This is a genomic window from Streptomyces sp. NPDC037126 (genome assembly GCF_055605965.1).
In genome coordinates this window covers 158,169-183,377 of sequence record NZ_JBVJTD010000007.1, presented here as the reverse complement: position 1 = coordinate 183,377, position 25,209 = coordinate 158,169, and the positions used below count along the sequence as shown (strand labels likewise).

General features: G+C 73.2%; 20 protein-coding genes. 9 read left to right on the top strand and 11 right to left on the bottom strand.

Annotated features, from left to right (window positions below; genetic code table 11):
- The first annotated feature begins 119 nt into the window (after positions 1 to 119).
- Both ACZ7FF_RS18400 and ACZ7FF_RS18395 read left to right on the top strand, forming a co-directional pair.
- Positions 120 to 2,579: a SpoIIE family protein phosphatase gene (locus tag ACZ7FF_RS18400; RefSeq protein ID WP_470813255.1), complete on the top strand. Its 2,460-nt coding sequence runs from the start codon at positions 120 to 122 to the stop codon at positions 2,577 to 2,579.
- 107 nt (positions 2,580 to 2,686) lie between these two features.
- The gene (locus ACZ7FF_RS18395; RefSeq protein ID WP_470813254.1) at positions 2,687 to 3,490 is read left to right on the top strand and encodes a maleylpyruvate isomerase family mycothiol-dependent enzyme; all 804 of its coding nucleotides are present in this window, start codon (positions 2,687 to 2,689) and stop codon (positions 3,488 to 3,490) included.
- Positions 3,491 to 3,499: 9 nt separating this feature from the next.
- Here ACZ7FF_RS18395 and ACZ7FF_RS18390 read toward each other — a convergent pair whose 3' ends face one another.
- The 5 genes from ACZ7FF_RS18390 to ACZ7FF_RS18370 form a co-directional block, all read right to left on the bottom strand.
- Positions 3,500 to 4,570: a PP2C family protein-serine/threonine phosphatase gene (locus ACZ7FF_RS18390; protein WP_470813253.1), complete on the bottom strand. Its 1,071-nt coding sequence runs from the start codon at positions 4,568 to 4,570 to the stop codon at positions 3,500 to 3,502.
- A gap of 418 nt (positions 4,571 to 4,988) precedes the next feature.
- The gene (locus ACZ7FF_RS18385) at positions 4,989 to 5,144 is read right to left on the bottom strand and encodes a DUF6131 family protein (protein WP_470813252.1); all 156 of its coding nucleotides are present in this window, start codon (positions 5,142 to 5,144) and stop codon (positions 4,989 to 4,991) included.
- Between the two features lie 91 nt (positions 5,145 to 5,235).
- The gene (locus tag ACZ7FF_RS18380; protein ID WP_470813251.1) at positions 5,236 to 6,648 is read right to left on the bottom strand and encodes an FAD-binding oxidoreductase; all 1,413 of its coding nucleotides are present in this window, start codon (positions 6,646 to 6,648) and stop codon (positions 5,236 to 5,238) included.
- Between the two features lie 64 nt (positions 6,649 to 6,712).
- On the bottom strand, positions 6,713 to 9,943 hold the full coding sequence (locus tag ACZ7FF_RS18375) for a BTAD domain-containing putative transcriptional regulator (RefSeq protein WP_470813250.1): 3,231 nt from the start codon (positions 9,941 to 9,943) through the stop codon (positions 6,713 to 6,715).
- A gap of 383 nt (positions 9,944 to 10,326) precedes the next feature.
- Positions 10,327 to 10,938: a TetR/AcrR family transcriptional regulator gene (locus ACZ7FF_RS18370; protein ID WP_470813249.1), complete on the bottom strand. Its 612-nt coding sequence runs from the start codon at positions 10,936 to 10,938 to the stop codon at positions 10,327 to 10,329.
- A gap of 284 nt (positions 10,939 to 11,222) precedes the next feature.
- On the opposite strand from ACZ7FF_RS18370, the gene ACZ7FF_RS18365 reads away from it, so the two are divergent.
- The 7 genes from ACZ7FF_RS18365 (at position 11,223) to ACZ7FF_RS18335 (ending at position 18,310) form a co-directional block, all read left to right on the top strand.
- Entirely contained in the window at positions 11,223 to 11,801 is a 579-nt protein-coding gene (locus ACZ7FF_RS18365) for a (2Fe-2S)-binding protein (RefSeq protein WP_470813248.1), read from the top strand.
- The gene (locus tag ACZ7FF_RS18360; RefSeq protein WP_470813247.1) at positions 11,798 to 12,790 is read left to right on the top strand and encodes an FAD binding domain-containing protein; all 993 of its coding nucleotides are present in this window, start codon (positions 11,798 to 11,800) and stop codon (positions 12,788 to 12,790) included. The genes ACZ7FF_RS18365 and ACZ7FF_RS18360 overlap by 4 nt, the downstream gene beginning before the upstream one ends.
- On the top strand, positions 12,787 to 14,925 hold the full coding sequence (locus ACZ7FF_RS18355; RefSeq protein ID WP_470813246.1) for a xanthine dehydrogenase family protein molybdopterin-binding subunit: 2,139 nt from the start codon (positions 12,787 to 12,789) through the stop codon (positions 14,923 to 14,925). Before ACZ7FF_RS18360 ends, ACZ7FF_RS18355 begins: the two co-directional genes overlap by 4 nt.
- Positions 14,918 to 16,057 (top strand): XdhC family protein, encoded by a 1,140-nt coding sequence (locus tag ACZ7FF_RS18350; protein ID WP_470813245.1) that lies wholly within the window; start codon positions 14,918 to 14,920, stop codon positions 16,055 to 16,057. Before ACZ7FF_RS18355 ends, ACZ7FF_RS18350 begins: the two co-directional genes overlap by 8 nt.
- A 61-nt stretch (positions 16,058 to 16,118) precedes the next feature.
- Positions 16,119 to 17,351: an FAD-dependent oxidoreductase gene (locus tag ACZ7FF_RS18345; protein WP_470813244.1), complete on the top strand. Its 1,233-nt coding sequence runs from the start codon at positions 16,119 to 16,121 to the stop codon at positions 17,349 to 17,351.
- Between the two features lie 83 nt (positions 17,352 to 17,434).
- Positions 17,435 to 17,887: a MarR family winged helix-turn-helix transcriptional regulator gene (locus tag ACZ7FF_RS18340; RefSeq protein WP_470813243.1), complete on the top strand. Its 453-nt coding sequence runs from the start codon at positions 17,435 to 17,437 to the stop codon at positions 17,885 to 17,887.
- A 12-nt stretch (positions 17,888 to 17,899) separates the two neighbouring features.
- Positions 17,900 to 18,310 (top strand): SRPBCC family protein, encoded by a 411-nt coding sequence (locus tag ACZ7FF_RS18335; RefSeq protein WP_470813242.1) that lies wholly within the window; start codon positions 17,900 to 17,902, stop codon positions 18,308 to 18,310.
- A 52-nt stretch (positions 18,311 to 18,362) separates the two neighbouring features.
- Here ACZ7FF_RS18335 and ACZ7FF_RS18330 read toward each other — a convergent pair whose 3' ends face one another.
- Genes ACZ7FF_RS18330 through ACZ7FF_RS18305 form a run of 6 tightly spaced genes read right to left on the bottom strand, consistent with a single transcriptional unit; the run spans position 18,363 to position 25,089 of the window.
- Positions 18,363 to 19,784 carry an aminobutyraldehyde dehydrogenase gene (locus ACZ7FF_RS18330; protein ID WP_470813241.1) on the bottom strand — a complete coding sequence of 474 codons (1,422 nt, stop codon included), beginning with the start codon at positions 19,782 to 19,784 and terminating at the stop codon, positions 18,363 to 18,365.
- Positions 19,777 to 21,090: a flavin monoamine oxidase family protein gene (locus tag ACZ7FF_RS18325; protein WP_470813240.1), complete on the bottom strand. Its 1,314-nt coding sequence runs from the start codon at positions 21,088 to 21,090 to the stop codon at positions 19,777 to 19,779. Before ACZ7FF_RS18325 ends, ACZ7FF_RS18330 begins: the two co-directional genes overlap by 8 nt.
- 27 nt (positions 21,091 to 21,117) lie before the next feature.
- Entirely contained in the window at positions 21,118 to 22,188 is a 1,071-nt protein-coding gene (locus tag ACZ7FF_RS18320) for an ABC transporter ATP-binding protein (protein ID WP_470813239.1), read from the bottom strand.
- A 3-nt stretch (positions 22,189 to 22,191) separates the two neighbouring features.
- Complete coding sequence (locus tag ACZ7FF_RS18315) at positions 22,192 to 23,073, bottom strand: ABC transporter permease (RefSeq protein ID WP_470813238.1); 882 nt, start codon at positions 23,071 to 23,073, stop codon at positions 22,192 to 22,194.
- Positions 23,070 to 23,963, bottom strand: a complete 894-nt coding sequence (locus ACZ7FF_RS18310) for an ABC transporter permease (RefSeq protein ID WP_470813237.1) — start codon at positions 23,961 to 23,963, stop codon at positions 23,070 to 23,072. Before ACZ7FF_RS18310 ends, ACZ7FF_RS18315 begins: the two co-directional genes overlap by 4 nt.
- A 1-nt stretch (position 23,964) precedes the next feature.
- Positions 23,965 to 25,089: a polyamine ABC transporter substrate-binding protein gene (locus ACZ7FF_RS18305; protein WP_470813236.1), complete on the bottom strand. Its 1,125-nt coding sequence runs from the start codon at positions 25,087 to 25,089 to the stop codon at positions 23,965 to 23,967.
- Positions 25,090 to 25,209 lie beyond the last annotated feature (120 nt).

Here is a 25,209-nt window from a genome sequence, read left to right as displayed (position 1 = left end):
AGCCGGTCCTTCCATGCTGCCCCGGCACTCCGCGCCGCCCAACCCGTGGGGCCGCTGCACCCCGGACCCGTGCGAAGCGGACGGTTTAACAGCACGATAGTGGTGTAAAGGTGGAATTGATGGAACCTGCGCGAGAGGGTATCGCCGCATCCACGTCCGGGGGATCGGGGCAGCTCTTCGACGCGTCCGGTGACGCGGCGGCGGTGATATCGGAAGACGGCGTCGTGGTCGCCTGGACCCGGAGCGCCGAAACGCTGCTCGGCTACCCCGCACCGGAGGTCGTCGGCGGCTCCGCCGCACGCCTGCTGGCCATGCCCGAGGACCCCAGCCGGGTGAGCGCCATCGCGGAGCGCTGCCGCGCCGGGAACGGCTGGAGCGGGCACATCCGCGCCCGCCACCGGGACGGCCGCGGCTGCGACGTCGAACTGCGGGTCTCGCCCTCCTTCCGCCTCGGTGGACACGAGTGCTTCCTCATGTCGGCACGCGAGCAGCGGCAGCAGTGGACGATGGGCCAGTCCGTCCTCGACGGGTTCCTCACCCGCTCACCGGTCGGCATGGCCGTCATGGACCCCGATCTGCGCTACGTCTGGCTGAACGACACCCTGGAGCAGATCGGCGGGGTGCCCCGGGAGGAGCGGCTGGGGCGGCGCCTGAGCGACCTGCTGCCGGGGCTCCAGGCCGAGGCCCTGGAAGGGCTGATGCGCAAGGTCCTCGCGACCGGGATGCCGGTGACCGACTACGAGTACGTGGGATGGAGCTGGGCCGACCCGCACCGCCGGCACGCCTTCTCGACGTCGTTCTTCCCCCTGGTGGACGCCGGCTCCGCCATCACCGGCGTCTGCTACATGGTCCTGGACGTCACCGAGCGGTGGACCGCCCGCCAGCTGCTGTCACTGGTCAACGAGGCCGGCACCAGCATCGGCACCACGCTCGACGTGGTGCGCACGGCGGAGGAGCTCGCCGGCTTCGCCGTCCCCCGCTTCGCGGACTTCGTCGTCGTGGACCTGCTGGAACCCGTGCTCAGCAGCGAGGGCCACGGAGCGTGGCTGACCGACGCGGGGCCCGCACCCGTCCGGCCGGTGATGCGCCGCGCCGCGATGAGTTCGGTGCGCGAGGGCTGTCCCGAGGCCGTGTCCGGGGTCGGCGACAGGGTCGGCTTCCTGCCGTCACCCCACGATGTGGACATGCTCATCAAGGGCGAGCCGCTGCTCGTCCCGGTCCTGGACCCGTCGGAGGGCCTCTGGGTCGCTGCGCACCCGCTGCGCGCCGCGCGCATCCGTGAGTTCGGGATGCACTCGCTGATCGCCGTGCCGATGCGGGCGCGGAACACCGCCCTCGGCCTCACCACCTTCGCCCGCACGGTCAACCCGGTCTCCTTCGGGCCCGACGACGTCCTGCTGGCCAGGGAACTGGTCGCGCGGGCGGCGGTGTGCGTCGACAACGCCCGCCGCTACACCAGGGAGCACACGGCGGCCGTCACCCTGCAGCGCAGCCTGCTGCCCCCCGCTCTCATGGGCGGCAGCGCCCTGGAGGTGGCCTCCTCGTACCTGCCGGCCGACCCGGCGGGCGGGGTCGGCGGCGACTGGTTCGACGTGATCCCCCTGTCCGGGGCGCGGGTCGGCCTCGTGGTCGGGGACGTGGTGGGCCACGGCATCAGCGCGGCGGCGAGCATGGGGCGGCTGCGCACCGCCGTGCAGACCCTGGCCGACATGGAGCTGCCCCCCGATGAACTGCTCGCCCACCTCGACGACCTCGTGCTCCGGCTCAGCGCCGAGGAGGCCGCCGCCGGGACGGACACCCGCAGCACGGCCACCTTCATCGGCGCGACCTGCCTCTACGCCGTCTACGACCCGGTCACCAGGCGGTGCGCGATGGCCCGGGCCGGCCACCCGCCGCCCGTGGTCGTCGCACCGGACGGGCACGCCCACTTCCCGGAGATCCCCGCCGGGCCCCCGCTCGGACTGGGCGGACTGGCGTTCGAGGCCGCCGAGATCGAGCTGCCCGAGAACAGCCTGCTCGGCCTCTACACCAACGGCCTCATCGAGGGATGCGAGGACATCGAGCGCGGCATGACCCGGCTCGCGGACATCCTCGCCCGCGCCGAGCCGGACCTGAACGTGCTCTGCACCTCCGCCGTGCGGCGGCTCGTCCCCGCGCCGCAACCCGACGACATCGCCTTCCTGCTGGCCCGCACGCACGCCCTGGGAGCCGGCCACGTCGTCTCCTGGGACGTCCCCGCCGACCCGGCCGCCGTCGGTGAGGTCCGGGCCCTGGCCACGCGCCAGGTGGCGGAGTGGGGGCTCGGGGAGCTGGCCATGACGACGGAACTCCTCGTGAGCGAACTCGTCACCAACGCGATCCGCTACGCCGCCCCGCCCATCCGGCTGCGGCTCCTCCGCGACTCCCGCCTGACCTGCGAGGTCGCCGACGCCAGCAGCACCGCCCCCCGGCTCAGGCACGCCCGGAGCACGGACGAGGGCGGCCGCGGACTGTTCCTGGTCGCCCAGCTCTCCCATCGCTGGGGTGCCCGGTACACCGACGAGGGCAAGGTCATCTGGGCCGAACAGGAGATGCCCTGAGCCGCCGGAGCACCGCACCGCCCCCCTCGATTTGCCTTCGAGCGCACTCCAGCGTCCACACTGGCCGGGACCGGAACCGGGCCGAGGAACAGGAATGGCGGCACACGATGGCAGCGACACACAGAGCGGGGCACCCCCTGCCGTACGACACCTACCGTGCGGCCGTCGAACGCGAGACCCTGCGCTTCGCCGACGCGGTCCGGGACGCCGACCCCGCGAGCACGGTGCCCTGCTGCCCCGACTGGACGCTCGCCGACCTCACCCGGCACGTGGGGGCGCTGCAGCGCTGGTTCTCCACCCTGCTGACCCGCCTGGTGCAGGAGCCTCCGCGCAGCCGCGACGTGGACCTCGGCCTGCCGGAGGACGTGCGGGACTACGCCGACTGGGTGGCGTCGGGGGCGGCCGCCGTGGCGGCCGTGCTGCGCGACACCGACCCCGGGGCGGCGATGTGGGCCTGGGGCGAGGACCAGCACGCCCGGTTCTGGGCCCGCCGGATGCTCTTCGAGACGCTGGTGCACCGGGTGGACGCGGAGTCCGCGGTCGGCCGCACGGCGGACATCGACCCCGTGCTTGCGGCCGACGGGGTGGACGAGTTCCTCGTCAACCTGCCGTACGCGGGACTCTTCGCTCCGGGTGTGGAGAAGCTGCGCGGCACCGGCGAGACCATCGCGTTCCGGGCGGTGGACCGCGGTGACGAGTGGCGGGTGCGACTCGACCCGGACGCCTTCCGCCTGCTTCCCCCGGCGGACGGCGGGGCCGCGGAGGCCGGGGCGCCCACGGCGGAGGTCAGCGGCCGGGCGGCGGACCTCCTGCTGCTGCTCTACGGGCGCCGCTCCTTCTCGGACTCCGCCTTCTCCGTGTCCGGGCAGACCGGGACCCTCGACCTCTGGTTCGCACACTCCGCCTTCTGAGGCCGGCCGTCAGCGAGCCGCCGGCGGCTCGCCCGGCTGGTCGGCGAGCAGGCAGGCGGCGAGCGCCGCCGTGTCGTCCTGCAGGCCTTCGCGGCTGTACTCCAACAGGTCGTCGTGGAGCTGCTCCAGAAGGTCGTGGGGGGCCAGGGAACGCCAGGAACGCAGGCGCTCGGCAAGGGGGTAGAAGGCGCCGGAGGCGTCCCGCGTCTCCGTGACGCCGTCGGTGTACAGCAGCAGCTGTTCACCGGGACGGAACGGGTAACTGTCGACGTGGTACGCCTCCCCGGCCAGCATCCCGAGGTTCAGCGGCGGAGCCGGGCGCCCGCTGTCCAGTTCGAGCACTTCCTCGCGGCGGATGAGCAGCGGGGGCGGATGGCCGCAGTTGACGACGCGGACGACATGGCCGTCGGCGGGGATCTCGGCGAAGACCGCGGTGATGAACCGCTCGCTCGTCTCGTCGCCGCCGAGTTGCGTCGCCCTGCGGCTCATGCTCGTCTCCATACGGTCCGTCAGCGCGGCGAGATCGGGCTCGTCGTGCGCGGCCTCACGGAACGCGCCCAGCAGTGCGGCGGCGGTCTCGACCGCGAGCAGGCCCTTGCCGCGGACATCGCCGATGAGCAGCCGGACGCCGTACCTGGTGGGAACGGCCTCGTAGAGGTCACCGCCGATCCGCGCCTCGGCCGAGGCGGACAGGTAGAGGCTCTCCAGCAGGAGGTTGCCGATCCGGTGCGGCACCGGCCGGAGCAGGACGCGCTGCGCGATCTCGGCCACGAACCGTACGTCGGCCAGGGTGCGCTCACGGCGCATCCGGTGGGCCGCGAGGATCGCGCCGAGGGCCCCCACCAGGGCCGTACAGACGTAGTCGGCCACGTAGTGGCGGTCCCACAGATAGCCGACGGTCCGGCCCGCACAGCACGGGGTGCCCGCCAGCACTCCCTCGAAGAGCACCGCGAAGATGGTCGCGCCCGCGACGACGAGGGGCTCGTGCGCGAAGGCGGTCACCAGGGGCAGGGCGACCAGGAGGAAGCTCACCGGCCAGTCGACGGGCGTGATGGGTTCGAGGATCAGGACGCCCACCACGTACAAGACCGGGAGCCAGCGAAGCCAAGCCGGAGGGGCCGACGGACCGGCCCGCAGCGCGGTACCGACCTCCGGTTTGCGACGTGGTCTTGGCACACGGACTCCTGTCACACGACCCTGACAAGGAATCCAGCCTGGTGGGCCTGCCCCCGGCACACCGGTGATTGCTCCACTCAGCGGCATGTTCCGCCCAGCGGCGAGGGCCGTTCGAGTGTCCAAGGCCCGAGCCCTGCGTGACGACCGCCGCCGGCGCCGGTGGCCCGAAGGTCACCTGACGCCGGTGGCGGCAGACGGTCGCCGTGGCCGGCGGCCCACGTCCGCGGCCGGTGCGGGAACACCGCGCGCCCGTACCGGCGTGTCCCGGACACGAGCCCGGAGGGTCACCACGGCGGCCAGGAGGGCGACTTGGGCGGGAAGCTCACCAATAGTGCCGGCGGCCGGCGACCGCGTGGCCCATCGACCCCAGGATCCACAGAATCGCGCCGACCACCAGCAGGATGATGCCGATGGTCCACAGGATGGATATCCCGGTGAGGAAACCGATGATGAGAAGGATGACACCGAGGGCGATCATGATGCGCCTCCTGTTGACGAAACGCTCCTGTTTCACCGGGTGCCCCGAAATGAGCCATGCCATCATCGGCCGCCGGTAATTCTGCGACGGGTCATGCCGCGGCCGAAGGACGGATGTTCTGGTTCAGGCGGAACATGTTCGTGGGGTCGTAGGCGTCCTTGGCCCGCACGAGCCGTGCGTGCACCGCCTCGGGGTACGACGAGCGCACCTTGTCCTCGGCGGCGTCGCCGGTGAAGTTGACGTACATGGCACCGTCGCCGTGGCGCGCGATGTCCCGGCGGGCCTCACGGGCCCAGGCGACGTGCCGGTCGAAGCCCGCCGGGTCGGGAGAACGGGCGATCACGTTGCACAGCACGCCCGCGCTCCGCTGGCTGAACGCCGTCTCCTCGGCGGGGACCCGGGCGAAGGCGCCGCCCAGCTGGTGCAGATGCAGTTCGCTGAAGGGGGTGGGCGTGGCCAGGTGGTGCTTGAGGACGGCGTCGAGGGCGGCGTCGGACGGGTCGATGAACGCCGACGTGAAGTAGTTGTGGTATCCGGCCGACCACAGCGGGTCGATGAGCGACTGCATCGCCGTGTAGGGCATCGGTCCCAGGACGTCGGCGATGGGCGTTCCCAGCGTGCGCAGCGGGGCCACGGCGGACTCGCCGGTCGCGGGGTCGCCCGCGTACATGCCGAGCACGACGGCCACGCGGGTGCCGTGGACCTCCGTGGGCAGGAACGGCAGGGGAGGGGCCGTCGTCAGGTTGACCAGCGTGGTCAGTTCGTCGGGCATGTCGCCGGTCAGCTCGCGCCAGCGCCCGACCACCTGCCGGGCCTCCTCGAGCGGATAGACGATCAGCCCGGCGAGGACCTGTGGCCCGACCGGATGCAGCTGGTACTCGAGCGAGGTCACGACACCGAAGTTGCCGCCACCGCCCCGCAGGGCCCAGAACAGCTCGGAGTGGTTCCGCGCGTCCGCGCGCACCACGCGGCCGTCCGCCGTGACCACCTCGGCCGCCGTCAGGTTGTCGGAGGCCAGGCCGTGGCGGCGCAGCAGCCAGCCCACCCCGCCGCCGAGCGTGAAGCCGGAGATGCCGGTGCTCGACACCAGACCACCGGTCACGGCGAGGCCGAACGCCTGTGTCTCGTGGTCGAGGTCGCCCCAGGTCATGCCCGCCTGGGCGACGACCCGGCGCCGTACCGGATCGACGATCGCGCCCTTCATGGGCGACAGGTCGATGACGATGCCGTCCTCGCAGGTCGAGAACCCGGCGATGCTGTGCGCGCCGCCGCGCACCGCGACGAGCAGATCCTGGCTGCGTGCGAACTCGACGGCGCGGACCACGTCCGCCGTCCCGGCGCAGCGCACGACGAGCGCGGGGTGTTTGTCGTGGGCCCCGTTCCAGACGGCGCGGGCCCGGTCGTATTCGGCGTCGCCGGGACGGACGACGGTGCCGCGCAGGCCCGCCTCCAGCTCGGCGACGGTGGCGTCTCCCAGGACGGCCTTGGCCGTGTCGATCGACATGGTCGGCTCCTTGCCATGAGTGCTTTTTACGACACCCAGGACGCTAGGCAGCGCCTCTTAGCACTCACTCAGCAGCCGCTTTGCCGTCGGCCCCGCCCGGCGCCGAGCGCTGCAGGACGGCCCGGCCGCGGCGGTCCCCGAACCCGGCGAAGAGCGCGTCCGCCCGGGCCGCGGCCTCCCCGGCGGCCTCGGGCTCGCCGCCGCGCCCCAGCAGCTGCGCCAGCATCATCGCGACCCAGCCGGCGGCCGGGCGCGACCCGGCCACGTCCTCCAGGCACTGGGCGCGGGTCAGCAGGGCCCGGGCGCGCTCCGGGTCACCGGTGGCCCGGGCGACGAGCGCCAGGTGGAGCAGGCTGTTGGCGGTGCCGGGGATGTCGTCGGTCTCCTCGAAGCCCGAGAGGGCACGGGCCACGGCCGCCTCGGCACCGTCGGTGTCACCCGCCGCGAGGTCGAGCAGGCCCAGGCAGCCGAGCGTGATGCCCTCCTCCCGGCGGTCGCCGAGCCCCCGCCTCGTCGCCAGCGCCGTGTCGAGGTACTTCCTCGCCGTGTCGTGGTCGCCGCGGCTGCGGTGGACGTTGCCGAGGACGTTCAGGGCCAGGGACTCGCCGTGCGGGTCGGCCAGGGCACGGAAGCAGTCGACGCCGCGCTCCGCCGCCTGGACCGCGGCGCCGGTGTCGCCGTCGAGACGGCTCGCCCACGCGAGGTCGGCCAGGGCGTAACCGCGGGCCCGGGACGCGCCGACCGTGCGCCCGGCCAGCACCGTCTCCTCGAAGAACAGCGACACCTGCCCCGCCGCCTCCCCGGCCTCGACCGCGTAACCCGGCGTCAGGACCGGGAAGAACGGCCCACGGTCGGCCCCGACGCCGTCCAGTAGCCGCAGGCACTCCCCGAAGGCCTCCCTCGCGCTCGGGCCTTCGCCGCGGCAGACGGCCCAGACCCCCTCGAGAAGCGCGGCGCAGGCCAGGACCGCGGGCTCGCCCGCCTCACCCGCCAGGGCGCGGGTCAGGTCGAGGGCGGTGCGGGCACGGTCCCAGGCACCGCGCATCCAGAGCAGGACCGCCTGCTGACAGCGGGCCTGCGCCAGCGCCGCCGGGTCCGGCCGCCGCTCGTGGATCGCGACGATCTGCCCGGCGATGTCCTCCAGCGGGGAGCCGTCGCCCAGACGGATCGCCAGCACGGCGCGGCCCATCAGCGCCCTCGCCCGCTGCGGGGAGGGTTCCGGTGCCGCGGCCAGGGCGTCCTCCAGCCAACGGCGGCCCTCGGCGAGCCGCCCCCGTTCGGGCCAGAACGATCGCAGGGCGACGGCCAACCGCAGCGCGTCGCCCGGCTCGTGACGCAGCAGGGAGCGCAGCGCGGCGCGCAGATTGCCGTAGTCGGCCTCCAGCTCCAGCGACATCGCCCCCGACACCCCGGTCGGCGGTTCGCGGTCCCCGGCCTCGGCGAGAGCCAGGTAGAAACGCCGGTGCCGGGCCTCGGCGTCCGCCAGTTCCCCGGCGGCCCGCAGACGGTCCAGGGCGTACTGCCGGATCGTCTCCAGCAGCCGGTAGCGGACCTCGTCCTGCCGGGGCTCCACCGACACCAGGGACTTGTCGGCGAGTCTGCCGAGGATGTCCAGCACCGGGCCGTCGTGGCCGCCGTCCGGGCACATCTCCTCGGCCGCGGCGAGGGAGAACCCGCCCGTGAAGACCGCGAGCCTGCGGAACAGGCGCTGCTCCTCCTCGTCCAGCAGCCGGTGGCTCCACTCCAGCGTGGCCAGCAGCGTCTCCTGCCGGGTCGCGCCGTGCCGGGTGCCGCGGCTGAGCAACGCGAGGGCGTCGTCCAGCCGTTGTGCGATCTGACGCGGCGCCAGCATCGGCACCCGGGCCGCCGCCAGCTCCAGGGCCAGCGGCACACCGTCGAGCCGGAAACAGATCTGCGCAACCGCGGCCGCGTTGCCCGCAGTCAGCCGGAAGCCGGGGGCCGCGTCGGCGGCGCGCTCCGTGAACAGCCGTACGGAGGCGAAGCGTTCCAGGTCCGGCAGGGGCGGCAGCCGGTGCGGATCCGGCAGCTCCAGTGAGGGCACCCGGAAGGTGCGTTCGCCGTAACTGCGCAGCGGTTCCCGGCTGGTGGCGAGGACACGGACGTCCGGGCAGCCGGCGACGACCTCCGAGACCAGGGCGGCACACGCGTCGACCAGGTGCTCGCAGTTGTCCAGCACCAGCAGCAGCTCCCGGCCGGCCAGCTGAGCCACCAGCGCCGGACGGCGACCGCCGGACGGCGGGAGGCACAGCCCCAGGGCCGAGGCGACCGCGTCGGGGACGAGCTCCGGTTCCGCGAGCCCGGCCAGGTCCACGAACCACGCCCCGTCCCGGAAGCCGTCGCCGTGCCCGGCCGCCACCGCGAGCGCGAGACGGGTCTTGCCGCAGCCGCCGGCCCCGGTGAGGGTCAGCAGTCGGCTCCGCCGCAGCAGCCGCTCCACCTCGGCCATCTCGCGTTCCCGGCCGATGAGGGCCGTGGCCGGCGCGGGCAGATGGTGCCGCGGGGTCTCCCGCCGCTGTTCCGGCGCCTCGACGGAGTCGGCGAGCAGGGCACGGTAGAGCCGGCGCGTCTGCGGGTCGGGGTCGGCACCGGTGTCCTCGCGCAGCGCCTCCCGCAGCCGCTCGTAGCCTGCCAGCGCCTCCCGGCGCCGCCCGGCGTCGGCCAGGATCCGCATCAGGGCCCGGTGGCCGGGCTCGTGCAGCGGGTCCTCGGCGGTCAGGGCCCGCAGCACGTCGACGGCCTCCGCCGTGCTGCCCTCGTGGCCGAGCGCCTCGGCGAGCCGCAGACGCAGTTCCGTGCGCCGGGTCTCCAGCGCCTCGGCCGCCTCGCTCACCCAGGGCTCGTACCGGTCCTCCGGGAGCAGACCGGGCCCGGCCAGGGCGAGCGCGGCCCGGTGCGCCTCGGCTCCGCCGCCCTCCGCCGCCTCCCGGGCCGCCTCGTCGAACGCGTCGAGGTCGATCCGTACGCCGCCGTCGGGCCCGAGCAGCACCATGTCGTCGCGGAGCACGACGACCTCGTCCGGTGCCCCCGCCGAGGCCAGCGCCCGGCGTACGGCGTGCAGCACCTGGTGGAGGTTGTTGGCGGCGGCCGTCCGGTCGAGATCGGGCCACAGCACGTCGTAGAGCCGTTCCCGGTGCATCCGGTGCCCCGGTGCCAGGCACAGCAGTTTGAGCAGGCTCCGGGCCTTGCGCAGCCGCCACGCCCCGGCGGCGACCGGGCGGTCCTCGACCGTCACGGCGAACCCGCCGAGAAGCCGGATGCGCACCTCGTCGGTCATGGCTGTCCTCACGAGCAGGCTACCGCCCGACCGCATCCAGGACCCGCCCGCCCGGGCCACGCCGAGCGACCACAAACATGAAGGACCCCGTCACGCCCGCCCTCTGGAGGTGATCGCACGATGTGCCCGAGGCGGTGCCACGGTCACGTGGCGGGCTCCGGCCGACGCCCCTGTCATGCGCCGGGCCCCCTCGCGCCGGGGGGCGGGACGTGCCTGAGGCGCCTGTCGCGCGGCGGCGCCCTTGCTCAACCCTCGTCCCGAGGGGGACACGGGTGAGCGGGAGTCGATGCCTCGGTGACGTGGCGGGTCGCGAGGCGGCAACAGCCTCGGTCACGCCTTCGTCGCCGAGGGGGACGCGGCGCGTGCGGGAGCCGACTCCCTGGTCACCTGTCGGCCCCCGGTGCGGCGACCCCCTCGCCGCGGAGGGGCGCGCCGGGTGCGCCGGTGCGCAGGGCGTCCATGACGAGGTCGAGGAGCCGGGTGGCGCGTGGCTGCCAGTCGTCGTGGGGGTCGAGCTGCCACAGGCCCGCGATGGCGAGCAGGAAGTCGTCCGCGGTGACGCCGGGCCGGATGGTGCCGGCCTCCTCGTTGGCGCGGAGCAGGAGTCCCGCCGCGTCGGACACCGGTGTCGGGGCCGGCTTGGCGGGGCTCCCCGGCGCGCTGGTGACCTGCCGGATCGCGTCGGCGAGCCCGGCCTTGGTCATCGCGAACTCGGAGAGCCGGTCCATCCAGGCGCGCAGGGCCTGCTCGGGCGCCCGCGTCTCCAGCAGGCGGGCCGCGCTGTCGGCGACCTGCTGCATCTCGTGGCGGTAGATCTCCAGGACGAGCGCCTCGCGATTGGGGAAGTTGCGGTAGAAGGTGCCCTGTCCGACGCCCGCCTTCCTGGCGATGGCGCTCAACGGGGCGTCCGCGCAGCGCGACAGCTCGGCGAGTGCCACCTCCAGGATGCGCTCACGGTTGCGCTGCGCGTCCGAGCGCCGGGGTGAGTCCTTCATCTGCGGCACTCGTCCTCCTCGAGGGTTCGTGGCCGAACCTCGCTCTTGCTAAGCGGACAACTGTCCGTTACGTTGTTCAGGTAGTGGACAGATGTCCGGTTGGCTCCACGATAGCCGCGGACGCGCACCCTCGGCAGTCGCCCGCCACCGCCTTCTGTCCAGGCATCCCGCGCGTCCGTCCCATTCGTGCGGCAGAGTCTCGTACGGCGCACTTTCCACACCGTCCAGCACCACGATCGCCGCACCACCCCCCAACTGCCCTGGAAATGCGAAAGAAGCTCCTCATGGCCTCATCGACGTCCAGTGTCATCACCCTGAACATCAACGGCGAGAAGTTCACACTGCCCGTCGACCACCGCACCACCCTGCTCGACGCCCTCCGTGAGCGCCTCGCTCTGACCGGCACCAAGAAGGGCTGTGACCAGGGGCAATGCGGTGCCTGCACGGTCCTGCTCGACGGTCGCAGGGCCGTCGCCTGCCTGCAGCTCGCCGTGGCGGCCGAGGGCCGCGAGATCACCACCATCGAAGGGGTCGCCGACGGTGACCGGCTGCACCCCGTGCAGCAGGCCTTCCTCGACCTGGACGGGTTCCAGTGCGGCTACTGCACCCCTGGCCAGATCTGCTCGGCCATCGGGGCGATCGAGGAACACGCGGCGGGCTGGCCGAGCGCCGTCACCGACGACGTAAGGCCCGAGGCGGGACCACCCCCGCTGACCGCCGAGGAGATCCGCGAGCGCATGAGCGGCAACCTGTGCCGGTGCAGCGCCTACGTCTCCATCGTCGAGGCGGTGGCCCGGGCGGCCGAAGCGCGGACGGCCGCGGCGCCCACCGGTGGCGTGACGTCCGAGGAGGCGGCGGCATGAGGGAGTTCGGCTACCAGCGGGCCCACGATGTCACCGGAGCCGTCGCGCTGCTCGGCGCCGATCCGGACACCCGCTTCCTCGGCGGCGGCACGAACCTCGTCGACCTGATGAAGGCGGGCGTCGAGCGCCCCACCCGGCTCGTCGACATCCGGGAACTCCCGCTCGACGAGATCCAGCCGGTGCCCGGGGGTGGCCTGCGCATCGGCGCCACCGTCACCAACGGCGACCTGGCCGCCCACCCGGAGGTGCGGCGCCGCTACCCGGCGCTGGCCCAGGCCGTGCTGGCCGGCGCCTCCGGACAGCTGCGCAACATGGCGACGGTCGGCGGGAACCTGCTCCAGCGCACCCGCTGCGGCTACTTCACCGACGTCACCCAGCCCTGCAACAAGCGTGTCCCCGGCAGCGGTTGCCCCGCCATCGAGGGCGAACACCACAACCACGCCATCCTGGGCGCGTCCGGCCACTGCGTGGCCGTGCACCCCTCGGACATGGGCGTGGCGCTCACCGCCTTCGACGCCGTCGTCCACTTCGAGACGGCCGAGGGGCCGGGCGAACTGCCGCTCGGCGACTTCTACCTGCCCGTCGGCGACACCCCGCACCGCGAGACCGCCCTGCCGCCGGGCGCGCTCATCACCGCGGTCGTCCTGCCGCCCGCCCCCGTCGCCGCCAACTCCCGCTACCGCAAGGTGCGCGAGCGCGCGTCGTACGCCTTCGCCATCGGCTCGCTCGCCGCCGCGCTCGACGTCCGCGACGGCGTCGTACGTGAGGCGCGGCTGGCCTTCGGCGCCGTCGCCTCCCGGCCCTGGCGGGCCACAGCCGCCGAACGCGTCCTGACCGGGGCGCCGGCCGGTGCGGAGACCTGGGCCGCCGCGGGCGACGCCGAACTGGCGGCGGCGCGCCCGCTGCCGCACAACGGATACAAGGTGCCCCTCATGCGCAACCTCGTCGTGGCCGTGCTCACCGAACTCGCCGAGGAGGCCGCACGATGACCACCGTCACCACCGGAACGCCCACGCGGACGCCCTCCGTCGGCACCGCCCACACCCGTGTCGAGGGCAGGGACAAGGTCACCGGGGCGGCCCGCTACGCGGGCGAGATCCCCTTCGCCGACCTCGCCCACGGCTGGCTGGTGCTCTCCACGGTCGCCCGCGGCCGGATCCGCGCCCTCGACACCGACCAGGTCCTCGCCATGCCGGGTGTCCTCGCCGTGCTCGACCACCGCAACGCCCCGCGCCTGAACACCGACTACACCACCCTGCTGGGCACCCGCCCCGACCCGACCTGCGCCGTCTTCCAGCACGACCGGGTGCCGCACCTGGGCTGGCCGGTGGCACTGGTCGTCGCGGAGACCTCCGAACAGGCCAGGGAGGCCGCCGAGTCGCTCGTGGTGCACTACGAACAGGAGCCCCACGACATCGACTTCGCGGGGGGTCGCGCGGACGCGTACCCGGCGGACGGCCACATGCCCGCGGTGACGGAGAAGGGGGACCTCGACGCCGCACTGGCCGCGTCGGCGGTCGTCGTGGACGCCCAGTACACCACTCCCGAGGAGCACCACAATCCGATGGAGCCGCATGCCGCGGCCGCCCACTGGGACGGCGGCCGGCTCGAGGTGGTCGACTCCAACCAGGGCGCCACCTGGATCATCGGTGAACTCGCCAACCTCTTCTCGCTCGACCCGGCCTCGGTGCGCGTGCGCTCCGAGCACGTCGGTGGCGGCTTCGGTGGCAAGGGCGTGCGGGCCCACCAGGTGGCCGCGGTCATGGCCGCGACCGCCCTGCAGCGCCCGGTGCGGGTCGTCCTGACCCGCCGCCAGATGTTCTCGGTCACCGGCTATCGCAGCCCGACCACCCAGCGGATCAGGCTCGGCGCCGATGCCGACGGACGGCTGCGCGCGCTGGAGCACCGCTCCGTCAACGTCACCTCCACCGTGCACGAGTTCGTCGAGCCCAGCGCCGGAGTGGCACGGGTGATGTACGACGCCGAGGCCCACCACACCGCCAACCACGTGGTACGGCTGGACGTGCCGACCCCGACGTTCATGCGCGCCCCCGGCGAGGCACCCGGCTCCTTCGCCCTGGAGGCGGCGCTCGACGAACTCGCCGAGAAGTGCGGTGTCGACCCGATCGAACTGCGTCTGCGCAACGAACCCGACCGGGGACCGGTGTCCGGCCTGCCCTTCGCCGGCCGCAATCTGGCCGCCTGCTTCCAGGAGGGTGCCCGCAGGTTCGGCTGGGCGGACCGTGACCCGCGCCCCGGGCAGCGGCGCGACGGCCGCTGGCTGCTCGGCACCGGCACGGCGGCGGCCTCCTTCCCGGCGGGCGCGGCGCCGTCCACGGCGACCGTGACCGCCCACCCGGACGGCCGCTTCACCGTCCGGATCGCCGCGGCCGACATCGGAACCGGCGCCCGTACCGCGATCACCCTCGTCGCGGCCGACGCGCTGCGCGTCGCCCCGGAACGCGTGCGGGTCCTCATCGGGGACAGCGACTTCGGCCCGGCGATGATCGCCGGCGGTTCCATGGGCACCCGCTCCTGGTCCTGGGCCGTCACGGCCGCGGCCGGGGAACTGCTCGACAGGCTCGCCCTCAGCGGCGACATCCCCCCGGAGGGCATCACGGTGCGCTCCGACACCACCGAGGCCGTCGGCGCGCTCGCTCCCGCCGAACGCCACTCCTTCGGCGCCCAGTTCGCGGAGGTGGCCGTGGACACCGGCACCGGCGAGGTGCGGGTGCGGCGCATGCTCGGGATCTTCGCGGCGGGGCGGATCGTCAACACCCTCACCGCGCGCAGCCAGTTCGTGGGCGGCATGATCTGGGGCATCTCCATGGCCCTGCACGAGGAGGCGCTCCGGGACCGCGCCTCCGGCGGCAACGTCGGTGCCGATCTCGCGGGTTACCACGTGGCCAGCCACGCGGACGTGCCGCACGTGGAGGCCGACTGGATCGACGACACGGACCCGGACGACCCCGTCGGGATCAAGGGCATCGGCGAGGTGGGCATCGTGGGCGCCGCGGCCGCCATCGCCAACGCGGTCTGGCACGCCACGGGCGTACGCCACCGCGACCTGCCCATCCGCCCGGACCGTGTCCTGTCGGCGGCGGAGGGAGCACTGGATGCTTGACCTGGCCGGAGAACTGGGCCGGTGGTTCGAGGAGGGCCGGGACTTCGCCGTCGCCACCGTGGTGGCCGTCGGCGGCAGCGCACCGCGCGGTCCCGGCGCCGCCCTCGCCGTCGACCGCGCGGGCACCGTGATCGGCTCGGTCTCCGGCGGCTGCGTGGAGGGCGCGGTGTACGACCTGTGCCAGGAGGCGCTGCGGACCGGGGAGAGCGTGCTGGAACGGTTCGGCTACAGCGACGAGGACGCCTTCGCCGTCGGGCTGACCTGCGGCGGGACGATCGACGTGCTGGTCGCGCCGGTGGCCGGCCGGGCGTCCGCCCGGCCGGTCCTCGGAGCGGCCGTGACGGCCGCCGCCGATGACCGGCCCACGGGCCTCGCCCGGGTGGCCCGCGGCCCGGCCGAACTCCTGGGCGGGGCCCTGCTGGTGCGGCAGGACGGCGAGTACGAGGGCACGCTGGGCGGCCACGCCGAGCTGGACCGGACGGCGGCGGCCGAGGCCCGCGTCCTGCTGGACGCGGGGCGCACCGGCACGGTGGAGCTCTCGGCGGACGGCTCGCGCTGCCCCGGGGGCCTCACCCTGCTGGTCGAGACCAGCGTGCCGCCCCCGCGCATGATCATCTTCGGTGCCATCGACTTCGCGTCGGCGCTGGCGCGGGCCGGGAAGTTCCTCGGCTACCACGTGACCGTCTGCGACGCCCGCCCCGTCTTCGCCACCCGGGCCCGCTTCCCCGACGCCGACGAGGTGGTCGTCGACTGGCCGCACCGCTATCTGCGGGGCACCGGGACGGACGCCCGTACCGTCCTGTGCGTCCTCACCCACGACGCCAAGTTCGACGTCCCGCTGCTCAAGACGGCCCTCGGCATGCCGGTGGCGTTCGTCGGTGCGATGGGCTCCCGCCGCACCCACGAGGACCGCAACCGGCGCCTGCGGTCGGAGGGCGTGAGCGAACGGGAACTGGCCCGGCTGCGCTCCCCGATCGGCCTCGACCTCGGCGCCCGTACGCCCGAGGAGACCGCGCTGTCGATCGCGGCGGAGATCGTCGCCGCCGGACGGGGCGGTACCGGGGCCCCGCTGACCGGTTCCGGCACGCCGATCCACCGCGACCTGCGAACCGTCGGCGCGCCGGGAGTATAATATTCATCGACTGATGAATTATGCCCGGTGAACCACTGCTCTCGTGAAGGGCGGGACCGTCATGGAGAAGACCACCTGCTGTGTGGTGGGCGGCGGACCCGCGGGCATGGTGCTCGCCCTGCTGCTGGCCCGGGCCGGCGTCGCGGTGACGGTGCTGGAGAAGCACGGCGACTTCCTGCGCGACTTCCGCGGCGACACCGTCCACCCCTCCACCCTGGCGCTGCTGGACGACCTGGGCCTGGCCGAGCGCTTCGCCCGGCTGCCGCAGCGCCGGGTGCGCACCGTCCAGCTGCCGGTCGGCGCCGGCCGCTCGACGGTCACGGTCGCGGACCTCTCGGTGCTGCGCGGGCCCTACAACTACGTGGCGATGGTGCCCCAGTGGGACCTGCTGGACCTGCTGGCCGACGAGGCCCGGCGGGAGCCGTCCTTCCAGCTGCGGATGGATACGGAGGCGACCTCCTTCCTGGTCGAGTCGGGCCGGGTGACCGGCGTGCGGTACCGGACCGCCGACGGCCGCACCGGCGAACTGCGCGCCCTGCTCACCGTGGCCTGCGACGGCCGGGGGTCGCTGGCCCGTACCCGGCCCGAACTGGGTCTGCACCGCTTCGACTGCCCGATGGACGCCTGGTGGTTCCGCCTGCCGCGGCACGCGGGCGACCCGCGCGGACTCGTCGGCGGCGCCGGTGAGCGCTTCGTCGCCGCGCTGATCGACCGCGGCGACTACTGGCAGTGCGCCGCGCTCATCCCCAAGGGCAGCGACGGCAGCCGTCGCGCCGCCGGCCTGGACCGCTTCCTGGCCGACTTCACCACCGCCGTCCCCTGGCTCGCCGACCGCGCCCACGCCCTGTCCTCGTGGGACGAGGTCAAACTCCTCGACGTGCGCCTGGACCGGCTGCGCCGCTGGCAGCGGCCCGGGCTGCTGTGCATCGGCGACGCGGCGCACGCGATGTCCCCGGTGTTCGGCATCGGGATCAACCTCGCCGTGCAGGACGCCGTGGCCACCGCCCGCCACCTCGCCGGGCCGCTGCGGCGCGGTGCCGTCCGCCCGCGCGACGTGTGCCGGGTGCAGCGCCGCCGTCGTCCCACCACGGTCGCCACCCAGACGCTGCAGCGGATGGCCCATGCCCGCGTCATCGCACCCGTCCTCCAGGGCCTGCCGCCCCTCGGTAGCGCGGACCGGGCCCGGCGCGTCGCCCGCCTGCTCGCCGGGTCGCGCCGGGTGCGCCGCCTGCCCGCCTACTTCATCGCCTACGGCGCGCTGCGGGAGCGTCCACCCGTCTCGGCGCTCCGGTAGCGGCCGCCGCTCACCCGGGGGAAGTCGCCTCGGGAACAATTGATTGCCTTGACAAGAGTTGTCGCGACAATGATGATGGATGTGTGAACAGGGCAAGCGGACTCCACGACCACCTCGGCTACTGGCTTCGCCGGCTGTCCGACGAGGTCCACGGCCGGTTCGAGGACGAACTCGGCCGGCACGACGTCACCGTCTCCCAGTGGGGCGTGATGATCAGTGTCTTCCACGGCCACGACACCACCAAGGCCGTGGCGGCGCACATGGACATCGATCCGGGGGCCGTGTCCCGCCTGGTCGACCGCCTCGCGGCCAAGGGCCTGGTGCGCCGCGAGCCCGACCCCGCCTCCCGGCGCACGGTCCGGCTCGTGCTGACCGACCAGGGACAGGCCCTCGTACCGGAACTGGCCGGCATCGCCGACCGCAACGACGCCCACTACTTCGGCTCGCTCGACGCCGGTCAGCGGCGGCAGCTGGAGGAGTGGATCCGGCGGCTGGTGGGCGCGACCCATCCCACGGCACCGCCCGAAAACCCCTGAGAGAAGAGCGCGATGAGCATCGAACCCTCCATCACCAAGTCCGTCAGCATCGACTGCCCGTACGAGAAGGTCTTCGCCTTCCTGGCCGATCCCGCGAACTGGCCGGCATGGGCCGTGGTCAACGTCCGGTCGATCGAGCCCACCGACGACCCCGACTGGTGGCGCATGTCCACCCCGCTCGGCCCGGCCAGGCTGCGGATGCACGCCAACGCCGAGTTCGGCATCCTCGACCACGAGTTCGTCGACGAGGCCGCCGCCTGGCGGGTGCCGGCCCGGGTGCTCCCCAACGGGGACGGAGCCGAGTTCATGATGACGTTCCGTCAGCCGCCCGCGTTCTCCGACTCCTTCTTCAAGGAGCAGACGGACCTGGTCGACACCGAACTGGCCACCCTCAAGAAGCTCCTGGAATCCGCACCGGCCTGATCGCACTCGCCTTCCGCCCCGGTCCGCTCGGCGGGCCGGGGCAGTGGCGTCGTCACAGCATCACGTGCTTGACCTGGGTGTAGTCGAGCAGACCGGCGAGGGACAGATCGCTCCCGTAGCCGGAGTGCCGCACACCGCCGTGCGGCATCTCCGAGACGGTCGTGCCGTGCGTGTTGACCCAGACGATGCCCGTGTGCAGGGCCCGGCTCGCGCGCATGGCCCGGTCGTGGTCCCGGGTCCACACACTCGCGGCGAGCCCCTGGGGCACGGCGTCGGCCATGCGGAGGGCCTCGGCCTCGTCGGCGAAGGGCTGGACCGTGACGACCGGCCCGAACACCTCGCTCCGTACGATCTCGTCCTCCTGCCGTACCCCGGTCACCACCGTGGCCTCGTGGAAGTAGCCGGGCCGAGCCAGGGCCGAGCCCCCGGTGACGACCTCGGCGTGGGCGGGGAGGCGCTCCAGCATGCCGCACACGGAGTCGAGTTGGGCCGCACTGGCGAGCGGCCCGAAGTCGGCGTGCCCGTCGCCCGCGCCGCCGGGCACGCGCTGCGCGGCCCTGGCGGCGAACGCCTCCACGAAGGCGTCGTGGATCCGTCGGTGGACGAGGATCCGGCTCGCGGCCGTGCAGTCCTGCCCCGCGTTGTAGAAGGACAGGTACGACAACTGCTCGACCGCGTCGTCGAGATCGGCGTCCTCGTGGATCAGCACGGGGGCGTTGCCGCCGAGTTCGAGATGGAGCCGCTTGAGGTCGGCCGCCGCGGCGGCGGCGATCTCCTGTCCCGCGCGGACGCTGCCGGTGACGGCGACCAGCCGGACGTCGGGGTGGGCGACGAGCAGGCGCCCGGTGTCCCGGTCGCCGCACACGACGTTGAGGACGCCGGGCGGCAGGTGCTCCGCGGCCAGCCGGGCCAGCAGGGTGGCGGATGAGGGGGTGGTGTCGGACGGTTTGAGGACGACGGTGTTGCCGGCGGCCAGCGCGGGGGCGACCTTCCAGACGGCCATCATCAGCGGGTAGTTCCACGGGGTGATCTGGGCGCAGACGCCGACCGATTCGCGGCGCAGCACGGAGGTGCGGCCCGGGGTGTACTCGGCGGCCGCGGCGCCCGGCAGGTTCCGGGCGGCTCCCGCGAAGTACCGGAGCACGTCCACGATCGCGGGCAGTTCGTCCCCGAGGAACAGGGCGCGTGGCTTGCCCGTGTCGGTCACCTCGGCGTCCGCGAGGGCGTCCGCCTCCCGTTCCAGGGCGTCGGCGATGCGCAGCAGTGCGGACTGACGCTGCCCCGGTGTCGTGGCCGACCAGCCGTCGAGGGCGTCCCGTGCCGCCCGGCAGGCGGAGTCCACGTCCTCGGGGCCGGAGAGCGGGGCCGTGCCGTGGGGGAGTCCGGTGGCCGGGTCGATCAGCCGCAGGGTGGCCCCGGAGGCGGCCGGTACGTCCTTGCCGTCGATGTGGTTGGGGCGGGAGTGGTCAGCCACGGCGCAGTGCCTCCTCGGCGGCGGCGCGGCCGGTGCGGACCGCGCCCTCCATGTATCCGGCGACCCACTGGTCGGAGCCGCAGACGTAGAAGGGCGGTTCGTGCGTGCCGTGCAGCGGGCCGACCGCCATGACCTCACCGGGGGGCCACTGGGTGACGTAACCCTGGGTCCACGGGTCGGTGCCCCACAGCCGCAGGTGGCAGGAGGACGGGCGCAGTGCCTCGTCGCCGAACATCGCGGCGATCTCCGCGAGAAGCTCCGGGGTGCGCCGCTGTGGCGGGGTGCCCAGCAGGACGCCGTAGCGCTCCGGCGGGACCAGTGCGGACAGCACGCCCTCGTTCTGCGGCCAGGTGCTGCCGAGGACACCCTCGGCCTCGGACAGCCCGTCGAGCCCCGCGGACCGCCAGAAGGGACGGTCGTACACGGCGGCGAACTTGGCGGCCGTCGCCTGCCGTTGGCGGTGCAGCGACCCGAGGCGGGCGTCGCTCACACCGGTGACGGTGACCGACCTCAGCGGCCCCACCGGCAGGGCGCTCACCACGGCACCCGCGGTGAGGACCTCCCCGGTGACCAGGCGCACGGTGCAGTGCCCGGGGCGGACGTCGAGCGCGGCGACGGGCGAGCCGAGGCGGATGCGCGGGCCCAGCTCGCGGCCCATCACCTCGGCGAGCGTCGCCGACCCCTCCGCCAGCCGCAGTCCCTCCCAGTCGTCGTAGTCGTAGTCGCCCTCCCCGGGCACCGCCGCGCTCTTGCGCAGCGCGGACAGCAGCGAGATCCGCTCGTACGAGCCTCCCGACAGGCCCAGTTGGCCGATCTCCCAGAGCCGTACCACCGCGGGCGTGGCGTGCCGGGAGCGCAGCCAGCCGGACACGGACAGCCGGTCCAGGGCGGCCGCCTCCGGGTGCGACCAGGGGTCGTCGGGGTCGACCGTGGCGGCGAGTGCGGAGAACTCGCGGCCGAGTCGTTCGTGCAGGGCCGTGTCACCGGGGCCGAACCAGTGCGGTGGGTCGCCGGCCGAGCGGCCCTCGGGGGTGGAACGGGTGATACGGCCGGGCTCGGCGACATAGCTGGGGACCAGCGACAGGCCGAGTTCCTTGGCGAGTTGCAGGTAGGCGGTGTGGGCGTGGCCCACCACCTCGCCGCCGAGCTGGACGGTACGGCCGTCGGGGGTGCGGGTCTGCTCGACCCGGCCGCCGACGCGGTCCCGGGCCTCCAGGACGAGCACGTCGGTGCCGGCGGCGGCGAGGTCCCGGGCGGCGGCGAGGCCGGCGAGACCCGCGCCGAGCACGATCACGTCGTGATGCATCGCATTCGCTTTCGTCGTGGGGTGGGGTCAGGCCAGGACCAGGCAGTGCTCCGGCCGCCAGCCGAACTCCACCGTCTCGCCGCCGCTCCAGCGGTCCTCCATGCGGGCGCGGTCGGTGTTCTGCTCCAGCACCGACAACGTGACGCCGGGGGCGAGTTCGATCAGATAGGTCGTGGTGGGGCCGCTGTAGACGGTCTCGCGGATCACGCCGTTCAGCACCGACATGCCCGGTTCGAATTCGGACAGCCAGATCTTCTCGGGCCGCACGGACACGCTGACCGAGGTGCCGTCCGCGATGCCGCCGCGGCGGCCGACGGGCAGGGCGGGGCCCTGGTCCAGGGCGACCTCGCCGCCCCGGTAGGTGCCGGTCATCAGGTTGGAGGTGCCCATGAAGGAGGCCACGAAGCGGCTGGCGGGGTGCTCGTAGACGTCCTCGGGGGTGCCGCACTGCTCGATGCGTCCCTCGTTCATCACGGCGATCCGGTCGGACATGGTCAGCGCCTCGTCCTGGTCGTGGGTGACGAAGACGAAGGTGATGCCGACCTCGCGCTGGATCTGCTTCAGCTCCACCTGCATCTGGCGGCGCAGCTTCAGGTCGAGGGCGGCCAGCGGCTCGTCGAGGAGCAGCACGGCCGGACGGTTGACGAGCGCGCGGGCCAGGGCGACGCGCTGGCGCTGGCCGCCGGAGAGGGTGCGGGGCCTGCGGTCGGCGAGGCCGGCGAGCTGGACCAGCTCCAGCATCTCGCCGACGCGCTGCCGTGTCTCCGCCTTGTCGACGCCCTTGCGCTTGAGGCCGAAGGCGACGTTGTCGGCGACGCTGAGGTGGTCGAAGAGCGCGTAGCTCTGGAAGACCGTGTTGACGTTGCGCCGGTTCGGCGGCAGCGCGGTCACGTCCTCCCCGGCGAGCAGCACCGAGCCCTCGGTAGGGTCGCTGAACCCGCCGATCATGCGCAGCGAGGTGGTCTTGCCGCAGCCGGAGGGGCCCAGCAGGGAGAAGAAGTGGCCGGCCTCGATGTCGAGGTCGAGGCGGTGGACGGCGTAGGAGTCCGCGAACTGCTTGGAGACGCCGTCGAGGCGGACGGCAGGGATCGCGTCCATGGGTCACTCCCCGGAGAGGATGTCGAGGCCGCCGCGGCGGCCGAAGAGGCGCGGGATGAAGAGGGCCAGGGCGATCAGCACGATCGAGCCCGCGAGCATGAGGGTGCCGACGGCGTTGATGGTCGGCTGCACTCCGAAGCGGATCGCCGAGTAGATCCGCACCGACAGCGGCTGGGGGTCGACGCCGGTGGTGAAGTAGGCGAGGACGAAGTCGTCGAAGACCAGAGCGAAGATCAGCACGGCGCTGGCGAGTACAGCGGGCAGCAGGGCGGGCAGGGTGACCAGGCGCACCGCCTGCCAGCGGGTGGCGCCGAGGTCCATGGCGGCCTCCTCCACCTCCGGGTTCAGCGCGGCGACCCGGGAGCGGAGGATGACGGTGACGTAGGAGATGGAGAAGGTGATCTCGGCGAGCATCACCGTGCCGGTGGACAGGGCGATGCCGAGGCCCTTGAAGAGCAGCATCGAGGCGACGCCGGTGACGATCTCGGGTGTGATCAGCGGGACCAGCATGACCAGGCCGGCGAGCGAGCCGAGCCGGGTGCGGCAGCGGACCAGGCCGAGCGCGAGCGCCACGCCGAGGACGACGGAACCGGCCATCGCCACCAGGGAGATCCGCAGGCTGGTGCCGAGGGAGGAGAGCAGCACGTCGTCGTGGACGAAGGCGCGGTACCAGCGCAGGCTGAACCCGCCGAAGACGGTCAGGGACTTCTTGGAGTTGAAGGAGAACAGGGCGACGACGGCGATGGGCAGGTAGAGCAGCCCGAAGAACACCGCGGTGACGGCGATCAGGACGCGGGGCCTGCGGTCGGCCCGGCCGCGTCGTGCGCGGCTGCGGGCGGCCGGACGGGCCGGGGCGGTGGCGGAGGGCAGCTTGAGCAGGGTCATCGGCGGGCCTCCGCCTCGTCCTTGCGGGTGCGGCGCAGATAGCCGAACATCCCGATCAGCAGCACCAGCATCAGCAGCATCGTGAGCGCCGAGCCGAGCGGCCAGTTCTGGCCCTGGAAGAACTTGTCCTGGATGAGGTTGCCGATCATGATCTGGTCCGGTCCTCCCATGAGCTGCGCGCTGACGAAGTCGCCCATGGCGGGCAGGAAGACCAGGACCAGCCCGGCCGCCGCGCCCTGCCGGGTGGCGGGCAGGGTGACGAAGAAGAAGGTGCGGACCGGGCCGCCGTACAGGTCGCGGCCGGCCTCGATGAGGGAGACGTCGAGCCGTTCCAGGGCGGCGTACAGCGGGATGATCATGAAGACCACGAAACCGTAGACGAGTCCCGCGACCACACCGACGCCGGTGTTGAGGATCTTGGTGTTGCCGTCGGCGAGACCCACCGCGCGCAGGGCGCGCAGCACCGGTCCGTCGTCGGAGAGCACCACCGACCAGCCGTACATGCGGACGAGGTAGTTCGCGAAGAACGGCACCACGATCGCGGCGATCAGCGCGTGCTTGTACCGGCCGCCGTGCAGGGCGATGGTGTAGGCCACCGGGTAGGCGATCAGCAGGCAGATCACGCAGGTCAGCAGGGCGTAGCCGAGCGAGCGGGCCAGGACCTCGGTGTAGGCGGGGTCGGCCAGGGCGCGCACGCCGGACAGGTCGAAGCCGAAGCGCGGGTTGCCGAGGTCGTCGGTGGTGCCCACGGCGAGCACGGCGACCAGGACCAGCGAGGCGATCAGGAACCCGGTCATCCACAGGGTGCCCGGCAGCATCAGCCAGGTCCATATGCGGTCGCCGTCGGCGCGGCGCCGGCGGGGGCGGGAGGGGGAGCGGAGCAGCGCCATGTCAGCCCGCCTTCACATGGGTCCAGGCGGTGTCGCGGGCGTCCTCCGCCGCGCGGCTGCCGTTGCGGAAGAACAGGTCGGCCTTCAGGTCGTCCTCGGTGACGAGGCACTCGGGGAAGGGCTTGACCAGCTCGGCGTACGTCTTCTCGGTGCCGGCGATCGGCATCGGGTAACCGATGTACTCGATGTTCTTCTTCGCGTTCTCCGGCCGGAGCATGTAGTCGATGAACAGCATCGCGGTCCCGGGGTGGGGGGCGTTCCAGGGGATGGCGTAGCAGTCGGAGTTGATCGGCGTGCCCTCCTTGGGGGCCTCGAAGCCGAACACCGAGGGGTCCTTGGCCTGGTTCAGCATGGCGGCCATGTCGCCGCTCCAGGCCTGGGTCATGACCGCGTTGCCGTTGAGGAGGTTGTTGTAGCTGTCGCTGGAGAAGCCGCGCAGCCGGGGGCGCAGGGTGCCCAGCAGGGAGGTGATGCGGTCGAGGTCGTGGCGGTCGCCGGTGCTGACGCCCAGGCCGAGTTCGAGGGCGCCCATGCCGAGGACCTCGTCGCGGTCGTCCAGCAGGAAGACCTTGCCCTCGGCCCGGTCGCTCCACAGGTCGCGCCAGGAGCCCGTCAGCTCGCCGATCCGGTCGCGCCGCCAGCCGATGCCGGTCTTGTACGCGGTGAAGGGCACGGTGTGCGCGGAGCCCGGGTCGTACCAGGGATCGGCGAAGTACCTGTAGGCGCCGAATATGGCGTGCGCGTTGGGGAGCTGGGAGTGGTCGATGCGACGCAGCCGGCCGCCGCGCACCAGGCGCTGGGCCCATTTGGCGGTCGGGAAGACGACGTCGTAGCGGTTGCCTGCGTTGAGCTTGGCGACCATGCCTTCCATCGAGTCGAAGTTCGACTGGATGACCTTGACGCCGTACTCCTTCTCGAATCCCCTGAAAACGGACGGGTCGACGTAGTCGGCCCAGTTGAAGTAGACGAGATCGCCGTCGACGCGTGCTGTGACGGGGGCGAGCTGCTGGGCGTCGGGGGTTCTGGCGGGCATGAACCCGCAGCCGCCGACCGCGGCGCCGAGCAGGCCGCCGGCGCCCGCGCGCAGCAGGGCGCGTCGGGTCGGTGGTGGTACCTCGGGGGACACGGAACGTCCTCTCCGTCGAGGAACGGCACAACTCCAGGGCTGGACCGGCTGGTCGGCTCACGGAGGCCCTGACTCCGTAGGAAGGACCGGTCTGGGGAGGGTGCGAACGTGCGTCAGCGG